This is a genomic window from Methylobacterium sp. 1973, assembly GCF_040545035.1.
Taxonomy (GTDB): Bacteria; Pseudomonadota; Alphaproteobacteria; order Rhizobiales; family Beijerinckiaceae; genus Methylobacterium; species Methylobacterium fujisawaense.
This window is the reverse complement of the sequence record NZ_JBEPLA010000010.1, coordinates 17,681-32,261: the sequence shown is the minus strand read 5'-3', so window position 1 is coordinate 32,261 and position 14,581 is coordinate 17,681. Positions and strand designations below refer to the sequence as shown.

Here is a 14,581-nt window from a genome sequence, read left to right as displayed (position 1 = left end):
GCCCTCGGGGACGACAGGTGGCGTCTCCCGTCACCCCCGGGTGCTCGCCCTGCACGTCCGAGACCGCTAGGTTCATCCCGCACGCGCTCGGTGAAGCGCGGCGAGGGAGGGACGGAATGCGGATTTCGGCCGACAGGCTGTCCGCCTATGTGCGGGACATCTTCGTGCGCGAGGGCTGCGCCGAGCCGGAGGCCGAACGGATCGGCCGGTTCCTGGTGGCGGCCAACCTCACCGGCCACGACAGCCACGGGGTCGTCCGGGTAGCCCGCTACGTCGAATGGCTGCGCGCGGGCGAGGTCGAGGCCGGCCGCACGCCCGAGATCGTCACCGACGCGCCGAACTTCGCCCTCGTGGACGCCCATTACGGATTCGGCCAGACGGCCGGCCCCGTCGCCGTCGATCTCGGGATCGCCAAGGCGCGGGAGAACGGTGTCGCGATCATTGCCCTGCGGCATGCCGGGCATATCGGCCGGATCGGCGAGTGGGCCGAGCGGGCGGCGGCCGCGGGGCTCGTCTCGGTGCATTTCGTCAACGTGGCGGGCAGCCTCCTCGTGGCGCCTTTCGGCTCGGTGGAGCGCCGGTTCTCGACAGCGCCGTTCGCCGCCGGCTTCCCGGTTCCGGATTCCGAGCCGATCATCCTCGACTTCGCCACCTCGCTGGTGGCCGAGGGCAAGGTGCTCGTCGCGTCCCGGGGCGGCAAGCCGCTGCCGGAGGGCGCGCTGATCGAGCCCGACGGCCGCCTGAGCGCCGATCCGGCGACGCTGTTCGGACCGCTGGAGGGCGTCGAGCGCGACAACCAGCGCGGCGCCGGGGCGATCCGGGCCTTCGGCGAGCACAAGGGATCCGGCCTCGCGCTGATGTGCGAGCTGCTCGCCGGCGCGCTCACCGGCTCCGGAACCGCCGGCCCCGGGCAGCGGCGGATCTGCAACGGCATGCTGTCGATCTACGTCACGCCCGCCGCCCTCGGCACCGAGGATGTGCTCGCCGCCGAGACACGGGCCTATCTCGATTTCTTCAAGAGCGCCAAGCCGATGCCCGGCGCCGAGGTTCTGCTGCCGGGCGAGCCGGAGCGGCGGATGCGCGCCGAACGCCTCGCCGAGGGCGTGCCGCTGCCCGAGCCCGTGTGGGAAACCCTCCTGGCCGCCGGCCGGCCGCACGGCCTCGACGGGAACGCCTACCGCGACTGAGCCGGACAAGGCCCGGCGCGACACCACGATCGGCGGCGACCCACGGCCAAAACGGGGGCGCCGCACGGCCCGGGGACGCCATCCCCGGCATTCGGGAGGAGAACGCGATGCCTCGTTTGCGCTGGCTCATGATCGGCCTCTGCATGGCCGCCAACGCCATCAATTACATCGACCGCGCCAATCTCGCGGTCGCGGCGCCGTCCATGTCCAAGGAACTGGGGCTCGACGCCACCGATATGGGCCTGATCCTGTCGGGCTTCTTCTGGACCTACGCGATCATGCAGCTGCCCTTCGGCTACGTGGCCGACCGGGTCGGCGCCCGGCTCTCGCTGGTGGTCGCGGTGGTCTGGTGGTCGGCCTGCACGGCGCTGACCGCGGCCGGACGGGGCTTCCTGTCGCTGCTCGGCCTGCGCATGCTGCTCGGCATCGGCGAGGCCGGGGCCTATCCGTCCTTCGCCAAGGTCGCGGCCTCGTGGTTTCCCCGCGGCGAGCGCAGCTTCGCCAGCAGCATCTTCGACAGCGGCTCCCGGGTAGGCTCGGCGCTGGCGATCCCGCTGGTCTCCTGGGTGATCGCGACGCTCGGCTGGCGGGAATCCTTCATCGTCACCGGCGTGCTGGGCTTCGTCTGGGCGGTGTTCTGGATGTGGCTCTACCGCGAGCCGGAGAACCACCCGAAGGTCTCGCCGGAGGAACTGGCCCGGCTCCGAGCCGCGCAGGACCGGCCGAAGACCGTCGATGCCGCCGACGCCCAGAATCAGGTGCCGTGGCTGTCGCTGTTCCGGTACCGCACCGTCTGGGGGATGATGGCAGGATTCTTCTGCCTGAACTTCGTGATCTACTTCTTCATCACGTGGTTTCCGACCTATCTGGTCAAGGCGCGCGGCTTCTCACTGGCCGAACTCGGCACGCTGGGCAGCCTGCCGGCCCTGGCGTCGATCCCCGCGGGCTGGCTCGGCGGCTTCGCGTCGGACGCGCTCTACCGCCGCGGCTGGAGCCTCACCGCGGCCCGCAAGACCTGCCTCGTCGGCGGCATGCTGATGTCGTCGGTGATCACGCTGTCGATCATCGCCCCGAACGTCTACGTGGCTCTGCTGTGCTTCGCGGTCGCCTATGGCAGCCTCGCCTTCACGGCGGCGTCGATCTGGGCGCTGCCCGGCGACGTGGCGCCGACCCCGGCCCACGTGGCCTCGATCGGGGGCATCCAGAACTTCGCCTCGAACGTCGCGGGGATCGTGACCACGACCTTCACGGGCATCATGCTGACCGTCACCCAGGGCTCGTTCGTGATCCCCCTCATCGTCGCCGGCGGGTTCTGCCTGCTGGGCGCCTTCATCTACCTGTTCGTGGTCGGCGAGATCGCGCCGCTTCCGGTCCGCGACTCCCGCGTCCCGGCCCTGCGCCCCGAGGCGGCGCGGTGACGGCGACCGGCCCCACCGAATCCCAGGAGAGACCGATGTCCACCTATCCCGTGATCACCCTCCGGCCGGCCGACGGCGTGGCCGTGGCGCGCGGCGCCATCGAGCCGGGCACCCCGGTCGCCGACGGCGTGACGGCCGCGGAGCGGATCCCGGCCGGCCACAAGGTCGCGGTCAGGGAGCACCGCAGCGGCGAGCCGGTGACCAAGTACGGCCAGATCATCGGCTTCGCGAAGGAGGACATCGCGGCCGGCCGGCACGTCCACGTCCACAATCTCGGGATGGGGGAATTCGCCCGGGACTACGCGTTCGGCGTCGACGCCCAGCCGACGCGGCTCGTCACGCCGGCGTCGACCTTTCAGGGCATCCGCCGCCCCGACGGGCGCGTCGCCACCCGCAACTACGTCGGCATCCTCACCTCGGTGAATTGCAGCGCGCACGTGGCCGACCTGATCGCCGACGCGTTCCGCCGCCACCCGATCCTCGGCCTCGACCCGCTCGCCCCCTATCCCAACGTCGACGGGGTCGTGGCGCTGACCCACAAGACCGGCTGCGGCATGGCGATGGGCGAGCCGCTGCGGCTCCTGCGGCGGACGCTCGCGGGCTACGCGCGGCACGTCAACTTCTCGCACATCGTGATGATCGGGCTCGGCTGCGAGGTGAACCAGATCGGCACGTTCCTGGAGGAGCAGGGGCTCGGCGACCGGATCCGCAGCATGAACATCCAGAGCCTCGGGGGCACGCGGAAGACCGTCGAGGCCGGCATCGACTTCGTGAAGGGTATCCTGGCCGAGGCGAACGTGGTCCGCCGTGAGCCGGTGCCGGCGAGCGAACTGATCGTCGCCCTGCAATGCGGCGGCTCGGACGGGTATTCCGGCGTCTCGGCGAATCCGGCTCTGGGGATCGCCAGCGACCTCGTGGTGCAGAACGGCGGCACGGTGATCCTGTCGGAGACCACCGAGACCTACGGGGCCGAGCACCTGTTCACCCGCCGTGCCGTCAGCCCGGAGGTGGGCCAGAAGCTCGTCGACCTGATGCACTGGTGGGAGGATTACACCCGCAAGGAGGGATCGGAGATCGACGCGAACCCGTCGCCGGGCAACAAGGCCGGCGGCCTGACCACGATCCTGGAGAAGTCGCTGGGCGCCATGGCGAAGGCCGGCAGCACCAACCTCGTCGACGTGCTGCGCTACGCCGATCCCGTCACCGCCAAGGGCTTCGTGTTCATGGACACGCCCGGCTACGATCCGGTCTCGGCCACCGGGCAGGTGGCGGGCGGGGCGAATCTCGTCTGCTTCACCACCGGGCGCGGCAGCGTATTCGGCTGCAAGCCGTCGCCGTCGATCAAGATCGCCACGAACTCGGCCATGTACCGGCGGCTCGAGGAGGACATGGACGTCAATTGCGGCACGATCCTCGACGGCGAAGAGAGCGTGGAGCAGGCCGGGCGCCGGATCTTCGACCTGATCCTCCGGGTCGCGAGCGGGGAGCGGACGAAGAGCGAGCAGTTCGATTTCGGCTCCTCGGAATTCGCCCCCTGGCAGATCGGCGCGACCGTGTGAGCCCTGGGCCGCTCGCATCGGATCGAGCGCTGCGCCAGTCCGGAGCGCCGGTCAGAGATCCGTCCGCGTCACATGCGGAAAGCCCAGGATGAAGTCGGCGCCGAAGGCGGTGACGGGCGTGTGGAAGCCCGGCGCGACCTGTCCCGCGGCGACGCGCCGGGCGATCTCCAGGGCGGTCCAGACCGTCAGCGTGTAGCCCTCGGCGGTCTCCATCCGGCTCGCCGCGCGGCGGCCGGCGCCGTCCCAGGCTTCCGCCAGGAAGGTGCTGCGGGCTTTTTCCCGCGCGGCGGCGGACGGGCCGGCGGGCAGCCGGTCGATGCCGCGGTTGATCAGGCGCTGCGCGGTTTCGCCTGCGATGATCCGCCGGATTCCGGCGGGCAGACCGGCCGCCGCCGCCATGGCGGGGAAGGCCTCGAAGTAGACGTCGATGTTCGGCACCCCGGTCGAGTACCACGCGCTGGACACGTCGCCCCAGCCGAGCCCCACGGTCCGGCGCGGGCCGGCGCCGAAATCGGCGGTGCCGCGGGGCGGGCTCGGCAGCTCGACGATGCGTCCGTCCCGGCGCACCCGCGTCCCCCAGGCGATGCCCTCCACCATGGTGCGGGCGGTGCCGCGGCTGAAGCCGCCGAACCCGCCGATGGAGATGCGCAGATGCGTCGCGCCGGGCAGGCGCCCGGCCACGTGGGCAGCAAGGCAATCGCTCGGCACCACATCGAAGCCGGCGGCCGGCAGGAGGACAAGGCCGGCCGCCTTCGCCGCCGCATCCTGCGCGGCGAGCGCCTCCAGCACCGCGATCTCGCCGGTGATGTCGACGTAATGCGCGCCCGCGGCGAGGCAGGCTTCCACCATCGGCCGCGCCGTCTTCGAGAACGGGCCCGCCGCGTGGATCACCGCCGCCACACCTGCGAGCGCGGCGCGCAGGCCGTCGGCATCGTCGAGGCGTGCGACCCGCATCTCCAGACCGAGCCGGGACGCAAGCGGCCGCAGCGTGCGCGCGTCGCGCCCCGCCAGGATCGGATGCAGGCCCTGCCCGACGGCATGCGCGGCCAGAAGCTGGCCGGTATAGCCGGTGGCGCCGTAGATCAGGATCGCGGTCATGCGGGGCTTCTGCCACCGCTTCCGCAGGTGTCAAAGCGCGCGCCGCACGGCGTTCGCCGATGGTAGGGACGGACGCATCGAAGCGCGACACGGCGGGCGGCCCCGGATGTCGGACCCGCCGCCATCGGGAGAAGCGGCACCATGTTCAAGCGAACCGTCCGGCCGAGCGCACGGCGAGCCTGCGGCAGGGCTGCGGGTTGGACCGCGGTTCTCCTGGCTTTGACCACACCCGCCTGGGCCGCCGACGGACCCGTGGTCCTGAAGGCGCCGGCCGACCTGATTCCCGGCCTCGCGGCCATGCCGCAGATCGCTGCGCCGGCCGACGACGCCGAGCGGCGGATCAACGCGGCGGTGAAGCGCCTCGACACGAAGGCCCTCGCGGCGGCGCGGGACTGCAAGGCGCAGGATGGGAAGAACGGCTCCTGGGAGCGGACCGTCGAGACCCCGATGCGCGGCCCGCGTTTCCTGAGCTTCGTGATCTCCGACAGCATGTATTGCGGAGGTGCGCATCCGAACTCCAGCACGATGTCGATCGTCTACGACCTCACGACCGGCGCCCCCGTGGATTGGACCACCCTGCTGCCCGCATCCCTGACCGGCACGCTTGCCCTCGCCGAGGGCGCGGGCGGCACCAAGATGGTGACGCTCGCCTCCAAGACGCTGCACGAACTCTACCTCGCGGGCTATCGGCAGAGGACGGGCGATCCGAAGTCCGTCGACGCGGACAAGGAATGCCGCGAGGCGGTCACCGAGACCTACGACGGCCAGCCCCCGGCCATGATGGCGTGGCTCGACGCCAAGGCCGGAGGCCTCGCGGTGCAGTTCGACCTGGCGCACGTCGTCCAGGCCTGCGCCGATCCGGTGGTGATCCCCACCGCCACCCTGCGCCGCAAGGGCGCCCAGCCCCTCCTCACCGAGGCGATCGAGGCCGCCCACGCCCAAGCCATGAAGTAACGGGATCGCGCGACGGACCGTTTCGCGTCCCGCGGCCTCAGGTCGGGCCGGGCGGTGCGGCCGGCCGGTCCGCGAGCGCCGCCAGGACCCGCCGGCCATAGGCGGTGGTCGCGAGGCTGGCTCGGAGTTCGCGAGACAGGGCGTCCGGGCCGAGGCGGCAATCGAGATCGGGCCGCGCTGCGAACCCGTCGAGTTCCTCGCGGATGAGCACGGCGAAGTCGGCGGGATCCAGCAACCCCTCGGCGGCATCGAGGACACCGTGTTCCTCGAGGAAGCCTCCGCCCAGGCTGATCACGCCGTCCCTGTACCGGATCAGCGCAAAATAGACGCCGAACCCGATCATGGCCCTGTCCCGCCAGCCCGTCGCGGCGATGTAGGTCTGCATCATCACCGTGGTGGAGTAGTCCTCGTGCTCCCCGTCGCGCTGGGCGAGATAGTCGCGAAACACGTCGTGGGCCGCCGGATCGAGATGGAGCAGCGCCTGCATCGCCGGCGCCAGCGCTCCCTGGTTGTCATCGGGCCCCCAGATCTGCCGGTACAGGTTCCTGGCGGCCACGAGTGCGGGCTGGACTTCGAGATAGGTTGTCAGGAGCTCACGCAGCACGGGCGCCACCGCGATGCGCTCGCGCGCGATCCGCGCGAAGAAGGCCGGTTCCGTCAGTGCCTTCCCGCCGACCCTGAAGGTCAGCGCCAGGGCGTCGCTCCGCAGAAGAGCGGCGAGATCCGCCCGGATCTGGCCTGTGAGCCAGCCCAACGATTCCGCGATGGCCGCAACCGAGAAATCCGCCACGGTGACCACCGGTAGCGAGCGCGCCAGGAACCGCCCGACCGCAGACGCGCTCGGCCCCGCCGACGCCTGAGGGCGATACCCGTCCTCGTCCTGCGCGATCAGCCGCGCGGGCCCCGAATCGGCGCACCAGGGTCGCGGAATGAAGACGGCGTCGCTGTAGAAGCGGATCTCGACCCTCTCGGCATCGGCCACGTCGCCGAATGTGGAAACGGCCTTGGCGCCCGCATAGCGGCCGAACGCGAAGACGGGCGAGCGGGCGCCGTCCAGGCCGATGCACTGGAACTCTGTTTTCTGATCCCAGAAGAACCCGTACTTGACCCAGAGCGCCCGCTCGTCCGGTTCCCAGGCCACCTCTGTCATGACGCGGTGCGGCTCGGGGCCCGGGCGCGCGACGAGGGTCGCGACGTGGGCGACGGGTTCGGTCGTCCAGAGTTCGACGGCCTGTGCGCGGTGTCGGGGATCGTCCCCCACCGCATCCGCTGCCGCTTCGGATTCCCTGGGCGAAGGATCGAGGCGCGGTGTGACTGCGTAGCGGCCGCTCGGGCTGAACCAATACGGTTTCACCGCGTCCGGAAGCGGATCGTAGCGCACCGACCCGTCGGTTCGCTCCAGGCGGCAAAGCCCGTAGGACGACCCGCCCGGCCCACATCGGAGGCCGATGAAGGCCAGCCTTCCCTCCGGATCCTCGAACAGATCGCCGTGAATCGTCAGGATGGCCGGTCCACCCGGTCGCGGCGGATAAGCCTCCTCGGCGGAAAGACGTCCGATCGGACCGTCGGACGGCCAGGTGATCCCCCGCCCATCCAGCAGGATTTCGAGATCCGCCGCCCGCAGGACGACGAGGCGGTGGAGGTATTGGGTCTCGTCGCTCGGAACATGGCTCACATAGGCTGCGATCAGCTCGGCATCGCGCGTGACGAACAGCCTACGGGCACAGGAATCCCCGCGCGGCAGGCGCCGCCGCACGACATCCCGGCGCGAGCGCCACGCGATCAGGCAGAGTTCCCCGTCTTCGGACAGGCAGATCAGCCTCTCATCGCCGACAAGGGCGGCGGCGCGGATCGAAGCCCGCGGAAAGGGCATGACCATCTGCCACGCACAGTCGTCTTCGATGGCAGCGACCGTGTTGTAGCGTCGTTCGGTGCCGGTGATCTCCAAACGCGGCATGCGGCGTCCTCATCGAGACGTGGGCTCTGACCTGAGCGGTCCGCAACCGAGGGCGGACAATCCGAATGTGCAAAACGATTGAATGCCCTAATATATCTCAATATAGTCTAATGTAATTCGCGGCTAGCGGACCAATAGACGGCCAAAACATACGACAAGACCTTATGTGGGCGGAAGCCTATGGATTGACCTAGTTCATCGCCGGGGCATCCCTGCATACGGGATCCGATCTCGCGCAGGCGCAGGCTTCGCTCCTGAAAGGTGAGGCCGCGTGACCGTGACCGCCCGGGACGGGCCGGTCGGTCCAAGCCTTTCCGTCGGCACCCCGGCTTCGACGCGGCGCCCGGATTGTGTAGCCTGAGGTCGCAACGGCGCGGCATCGTGCCGTGTCGGAGGGACGGATCATGTCCGGGACCGGCGTCGTCGAAGCTGCGGCCGTCGGGGCGAGCGCTGCCTCCCGCCGGCTCGCCGCCGGCCTGCCGGACCGGTCACCCCTGAGGCAGGCCGTGACCGCGGCCTGTCGGCGGCCCGAGAGCGAGTGTGTGGCGGCGCTCCTCGATCAGGCCCGCCTGTCGCCCGAGGCCGCCCGGCGCGTCGCCGAACATGCGGGACACCTGGTTGAAACCCTGCGTCGGCAGGGGCACCGCGGCGGCGTCGAAGGGCTGATCCACGAATATGCGCTGTCGAGCCAGGAGGGCGTGGCGCTGATGTGCCTCGCCGAGGCGCTGCTGCGTATCCCCGACACGGCGACGCGGGACGCGCTGATCCGCGACAAGATCGCGGGCGGCGACTGGGCGGCCCATCTCGGGCACAGCCCGTCGCCTTTCGTGAACGCGGCGACCTGGGGCCTGCTCGTCACCGGCAAGCTCGCCGCGACCCGGGACGAGGCCGGTCTGTCCGCCGCGCTCACCCGCCTGATCGCCCGCGGCGGTGAGCCGGTGATCCGCACCGGCGTCGATCTCTGCATGCGGATGATGGGCGAGCAATTCGTGGCCGGGCGGACGATCGCCGAGGCCCTGCGGCATGCCGGGCGGCGCGAGGCCAAGGGCTTCACCTACTCGTACGACATGCTCGGCGAGGCTGCCGTGACCGCCGAGGATGCGGAACGCTACCGGCGCGCCTACGCGGAGGCGATCCGGGCGATCGGGGCGGCCTCCGCCGGCCGCGGCGTGCTCCTCGGACCCGGCATCTCGATCAAGCTGTCGGCGCTCCATCCCCGCTACGTGCGGTCGCAGCGCGACCGTGTTCTGGCCGAACTCCATCCCCGTGCGCGGGACCTCGCCCGCCTCGCCAAGGGCTACGGGATGGGCCTGAACATCGACGCCGAGGAGGCCGATCGCCTCGACCTGTCTCTCGATATCCTGGAGCGGCTCGCCCTCGATCCGGACCTCGCCGGCTGGGACGGGCTCGGCTTCGTGGTCCAGGCTTACGGCAAGCGGTGTCCCTTCGTCATCGACGTGCTGATCGATCTCGCCCGCCGAAGCCGTCGGCGGCTGATGGTGCGTCTGGTCAAGGGCGCCTATTGGGACAGCGAGATCAAGCGGGCGCAGGTGGACGGTCTGGCGGATTTCCCGGTCTTCACCCGGAAGCTTCACACCGACGTCTCGTATCTCGCCTGCGCGCGTCGGCTCCTCGCGGCTCCGGACGCGGTCTTCCCGCAATTCGCCACCCACAACGCCCAGACCCTGGCGAGCATCGTCGAGATGGGCGGTCCGGATTTTCGGTCCGGCCAGTACGAGTTTCAGTGCCTGCACGGCATGGGCGAGCCGCTCTACGAGGCCGTGGTCGCCGGAGAGCGCCTGCGCCGGCCGTGCCGGATCTACGCGCCGGTGGGTACGCACGAGACCCTGCTCGCCTATCTCGTCCGGCGGCTTCTGGAGAACGGGGCGAACACCTCCTTCGTCAATCAAGTCGCCGACGCGGCCGTGCCGATCGCGGCGTTGATCGCCGACCCCGTCACCGCCGTGGAGGCCATGCCGTGTCCCGGAGCGCCGCATCCGCGGATCGCGGCTCCCCGGGATCTGTACGGTTCGCACCGCATGAACGCCGCCGGTCTCGACCTCGCCGACGAGGCCGCCCTCGCCGATCTCTCGGAGGGGTTGCTGGCGAGCGAGCGCACCGTCTGGCGGGCGGTGCCGTCGGGCGAGGACGACGCGGCGGCCGACGAGCCCGTGCGCAATCCCGCCGACCACCGGGACGTCGTCGGCTTCGGCCGGGCGGCGACAGCTGCGGCGATCGTAGGCGCCGTGGCCCGGGCGGAAGCGGCCGCCGCCGGCTGGGCGGCGACGCCGGCGGCCGCGCGCGCCGTCTGCCTGCGGCGGGCCGCCGACGCCTTCGAGGCGCAGATGCCGGCGCTGATCGGGCTCATCGTGCGGGAGGCGGGCAAGACCTACGCGAACGCCGTGGCGGAGATCCGCGAGGCGGTCGATTTCCTGCGCTACGACGCCACCGAGGCCGAGCGAATCCTCGGCGACGCGCACGCGCCGCTCGGCCCGGTCGCCTGCATCGCGCCGTGGAATTTCCCCCTGGCGATCTTCGTCGGGCAGGCCGCGGCCGCCCTCGCGGCGGGGAACACGGTCCTGGCCAAGCCCGCGGAGGAGACGCCCCTGATCGCCGCCGCGGCGATCCGCGTGCTCCACGCGGCCGGGATCCCGGCGGATGCCCTTCACCTGCTGCCGGGGGACGGCCGTGTCGGCGCCGCCCTGGTCGCGGATGCGCGCGTGCAGGGCGTGATGTTCACCGGCTCGACCGCGGTGGCCAAGGCCATCCAGCGCGCACTCGCGGGGCGGCTGAACCGCTTCGGCGAGCCGGTGCCCTTCGTCGCCGAGACCGGCGGCCAGAACGCCCTCGTGGTCGATTCCTCCGCGCTCGCCGAGCAGGTGGTGGCCGACGTGATCGCCTCGGCCTTCGATTCCGCGGGCCAGCGCTGCTCGGCGCTGCGGATCCTGTGCCTGCAGGAGGAGATCGCCGACCGGACGCTGCACATGCTCAAGGGCGCCCTGCGGGAGCTGCAGGTCGGCGACCCGCGGCGCCTCGCCGTCAATGTCGGACCGGTCATCACCGCCGACGCCGCCGCCCGCCTCGTCGATCATGTGGCGAGCCTGCGCGCGCGGGGGTTTCCCGTGGAGCAGTTGCCCCTGCCGCCCGAGGCCGGCGCCGGGACCTTCGTACCGCCGACGCTGATCGAGATCGGGGCGGTCGCCGATGTCGAGCAGGAGGTGTTCGGCCCGGTGCTGCATGTGCTGCGCTACCGTCGGGATACCCTCGACAGGCTCCTCGCGGCGATCGATGCCACCGGCTACGGGCTGACCTTCGGGCTGCACAGCCGCGTCGACGAGACCATCGACCACGTCCTCGGCCGCGTGCGGGCCGGCAACCGTTACGTGAACCGCAACATCATCGGCGCGGTGGTGGGCGTGCAGCCCTTCGGCGGCTCGGGCCTGTCGGGGACGGGCCCCAAGGCCGGGGGCCCGCTGGCCCTCGGCCGGCTGATGCGGAGACCGCCCGCCGCCGCCCGCGACGGGCTGCCCGCCGACGAGGCGGCGCTGCGCCCCTACGTGGCGTGGCTGCGGTCGCGCCATCGCCACGACCTCGCGGAGAGGCTGGAGACCGTCCGCTATCCCGGATCCGCCCCGATCGCGCTGGCCGGACCGGTGGGTGAGCGCAATCTGTACGCCCTGCGTCCGCGCGGGCGCGTCGCCGCCATCGCGGCGACGGAGACGGCGCTCCTGCTCCAGCTCGGGGCGATCCTCGGCACCGGCAACGCGGCGGTCATCGTCGCCGCCGGCGGCAGCGATGCGGCCCTGGACGGTCTGCCGGCGGTGTGCGCGGCCCGGATCGCCTGGGCTCCGGATCTCGACCGCGCGGGCGACGTCCAGGGCGTCCTGTTCGCGGGCGATGCGACGGCCCTGCGGGATCTCAACGCCGCCATCGCGGCCCGCGACGGAGCCATCCTGCCGCTCCAGGCCCGCGAGCCGGAGGCGCTGGCGGCCGGCGATCTCTACGATCCCGCGGGCTTGGTCGAAGAAATCTCCACAGCGATCAACACCGCAGCGGCCGGCGGCAATGCCAGCCTGATGAGCGTCGGGTGACCCGGCGGCTGCGCGCTCAGGCCGACCGGCGCAGGTTCCAGAACAGCGGCAGCCCGGTCAGCATGCCTTCGAGGTCGCGCCGGTAAGCGGTCGGCTGGAAATACTGGCCGCAGGGGAGATAGGCGCCAACCTCCAGGGCGCGCGCCTGAATCCGCGCCGCGAGGGCCTTTTGGGCGGCGAGGTCCGGCGCGGCGAACCACGCGCTGCGCATCTCCTCCAGGGGGGCGTCCGTGAGCCAGCTCGGGACGCCCGCGCGGCCGTTCCCGCGGGCGGCCAGATGGTAGGCCGGCGAGAGATGGTCCAGCCCGCCGGAGAAGATCCCAAACATCGACCAGCCGCCCTGGTCCAGGGGCTTCGCGTTCAGGATCCGCTGGTTCACGGTCCCCCAATCGGTGGCGACGACGTCGAGGTTCATCCCGAGCTTGCGGCAGGCATCGGCCATCACCTCGCAGATCGCGTTGATCCGCGGCACGTCGGTCCCGGAGAGCAGCACCACCCGCTCGCCCTTGTAGCCCGCCTCGGCGAGCGCCCGCCTCGCGGCGGCGAGGTCGCGAGGGCCGGTGAGCACCGCCATGCCGGCCGACGACGCCATCGGACCACCCGCGGTGAAGATCCCGACGGGCCCGCGGCGGATCGCCGGGTCGCTGCCGGCGACCGCATCCATCATCTCGGTCTGGTCGACGGCCGAGAGCAGCGCGCGGCTGATCGCGGGATTGTCGAAGGGCGGCAGGGTGTGGTTGAGGCGGATCTGTCCGATCAGCCCGGCGGTCTCCACCAGATCCACCCGCACGGCCGGCTGACGCATCAGGTCGGGCACGAGATCGACGAGGGGCTGCTCCCACCAGTCGATCTCGCCCGAGCGCAGGGCGCCGGCCGCGGTCGCGCCGTCGGGGATCGTGCGCCACTCGATGCGGTCGAAATGCGCGATCCGCGGCCCGGCGGTGAAGCTCGCCGTCCCGTCCGGACGGGGTCGGTACTCCTCGAACCGGCGGTAGACGTTGAGCGAGCCCGGAACCCGCTCGGCGGCGATGAACCGATACGGGCCGCTGCCGACGATCTCCGGCACCGCCTGCGTCGCCGGCGTCGCGCTCAGGCGCTCCGGCATGATCACCGGGACATAGGAGGTCGGCTTGGCGAGGGCGTCCGGCAGGAGCGGGAAGGGCCGTTTCAGGCGGAACTGCACCATGGTGTCGGAGGGCGCCGAGAGGTCGTCCACCGTGTCGAACAGCGCCCCACCGTAGGCGTCCCGCTGCGACCAGCGTTTGAGGCTCGCCACAACGTCGCGGCCGAGGACCGGCGTGCCGTCATGAAAGCGCAGGCCGTCCCGCAGGGTCAGGCGCCAGGTGAGGCCGTCGGCGGTGACCTCGTGGCCCGCGACCATCTGCGGCTGGGCCCGGTAGGCGGCATCCAGGCTGTAGAGTGTATCGAACACCATCAGCGCATGGGTGCGCGTGACGTAGTTCGTGGTGATGATCGGGTCGAGAAGCGCCAGATCCGCGTAGGGCACGAAGCGCAGCGTCGTCGCGGAGGCCGCCCGCACCAGGGCCGGACGGGCGAGCGTCCCGGCCACCAGCGCTCCGGCGCCTGTCAGCAGGGTACGTCGCTTCATGGATCGATCCCGGTCTCGGCGGCGACCGATCTGGCCGCAAGCCGAACTCGCGTGCAAGTGGTGCGCCACCTGGTGCGCCACCGCCGCGGGCCGTTCCGGATCGCGAGATCCCGCCCGGGCCAGGGGCCGGACGGGTCGAACGTGACCGCGCTGCGCGGGCCGTCAGGCGGCGCGCGACCAGCGGATGTCGCCGAGGCTCTCGCGGAAGGCGAAGCGGGCGAGGTGGTCGGCCACGACGTTCTCGAGCCGGGTGAGGTTCACCGGGTCGGAGCTGTCGATGCGCATCACCAGGGCGTCGGGCTCGGCATCGAAGGTGCAGACGCGGTCCTCGCCGAACGGCACGGTGCCGTGCACGGGCGTCGCCTCGACCTTGAACTTGTGGCTCCAGTGCCGGCAGAGCTGCTGCAGGTAGCGGCTCGCCTCGTTGGTCTGCACGCGGGCCTGAGAGGTGGGCATTCCGTCGGTCTCCAAAGAGATATGAAAACAGCCTGTCGGTGACGGTTCGTCGCTCGATCTCGCATCTGCGAGATAGGAAGGCCTCTGAGCAATTGCCATGCCTGGCGCCGAAGGACCCGTCTTTGTCGTCTACGGTGAAGGTCTGTCCGAAGCGTTAGCAGCGGCTTAACGCAGCGGGCCACCCCGGCGGATGACGGCGCGGCGTTGCCGTCCTGCACCCCGCTCCGCGCCGAATTATGGCGCGATGCACAA

At 71.2% G+C, this 14,581-nt stretch carries 9 protein-coding genes; 5 read left to right on the top strand and 4 right to left on the bottom strand.

Features of this window, described 5'->3' with window-relative positions; all coding sequences use genetic code 11:
- The first annotated feature begins 116 nt into the window (after positions 1-116).
- From ABIC70_RS19085 to ABIC70_RS19075, 3 genes are all read left to right on the top strand, one after another.
- On the top strand, positions 117-1,187 hold the full coding sequence (locus ABIC70_RS19085; protein WP_354440615.1) for a malate/lactate/ureidoglycolate dehydrogenase: 1,071 nt from the start codon (positions 117-119) through the stop codon (positions 1,185-1,187).
- A gap of 107 nt (positions 1,188-1,294) precedes the next feature.
- On the top strand, positions 1,295-2,605 hold the full coding sequence (locus ABIC70_RS19080; RefSeq protein ID WP_043352792.1) for an MFS transporter: 1,311 nt from the start codon (positions 1,295-1,297) through the stop codon (positions 2,603-2,605).
- A 35-nt stretch (positions 2,606-2,640) separates the two neighbouring features.
- Positions 2,641-4,164 carry a UxaA family hydrolase gene (locus tag ABIC70_RS19075; protein WP_354440613.1) on the top strand — a complete coding sequence of 508 codons (1,524 nt, stop codon included), beginning with the start codon at positions 2,641-2,643 and terminating at the stop codon, positions 4,162-4,164.
- A gap of 51 nt (positions 4,165-4,215) precedes the next feature.
- On the opposite strand, the gene ABIC70_RS19070 is transcribed toward ABIC70_RS19075, so the two are convergent.
- Positions 4,216-5,262 carry a saccharopine dehydrogenase family protein gene (locus tag ABIC70_RS19070; protein WP_354440611.1) on the bottom strand — a complete coding sequence of 349 codons (1,047 nt, stop codon included), beginning with the start codon at positions 5,260-5,262 and terminating at the stop codon, positions 4,216-4,218.
- A gap of 141 nt (positions 5,263-5,403) precedes the next feature.
- Between ABIC70_RS19070 and ABIC70_RS19065 the strand changes: the two genes are divergently transcribed.
- Positions 5,404-6,216: a polysaccharide deacetylase family protein gene (locus tag ABIC70_RS19065; protein WP_354440609.1), complete on the top strand. Its 813-nt coding sequence runs from the start codon at positions 5,404-5,406 to the stop codon at positions 6,214-6,216.
- A gap of 37 nt (positions 6,217-6,253) precedes the next feature.
- Here the strand turns inward: ABIC70_RS19065 and ABIC70_RS19060 are convergent, their stop codons facing one another.
- A complete protein-coding gene (locus ABIC70_RS19060) occupies positions 6,254-8,173 on the bottom strand; it encodes a hypothetical protein (RefSeq protein WP_354440607.1) in 1,920 nt (639 codons plus the stop codon).
- A gap of 404 nt (positions 8,174-8,577) precedes the next feature.
- Between ABIC70_RS19060 and putA the strand changes: the two genes are divergently transcribed.
- Positions 8,578-12,264 (top strand): trifunctional transcriptional regulator/proline dehydrogenase/L-glutamate gamma-semialdehyde dehydrogenase, encoded by a 3,687-nt coding sequence (gene putA, locus ABIC70_RS19055; protein WP_354440605.1) that lies wholly within the window; start codon positions 8,578-8,580, stop codon positions 12,262-12,264.
- Positions 12,265-12,280: 16 nt separating this feature from the next.
- On the opposite strand, the gene ABIC70_RS19050 is transcribed toward putA, so the two are convergent.
- The gene (locus ABIC70_RS19050; RefSeq protein ID WP_354440603.1) at positions 12,281-13,873 is read right to left on the bottom strand and encodes an ABC transporter substrate-binding protein; all 1,593 of its coding nucleotides are present in this window, start codon (positions 13,871-13,873) and stop codon (positions 12,281-12,283) included.
- A gap of 162 nt (positions 13,874-14,035) precedes the next feature.
- The gene (locus tag ABIC70_RS19045) at positions 14,036-14,329 is read right to left on the bottom strand and encodes a DUF2218 domain-containing protein (RefSeq protein ID WP_043352813.1); all 294 of its coding nucleotides are present in this window, start codon (positions 14,327-14,329) and stop codon (positions 14,036-14,038) included.
- Between the last annotated feature and the right edge of the window lie 252 nt (positions 14,330-14,581).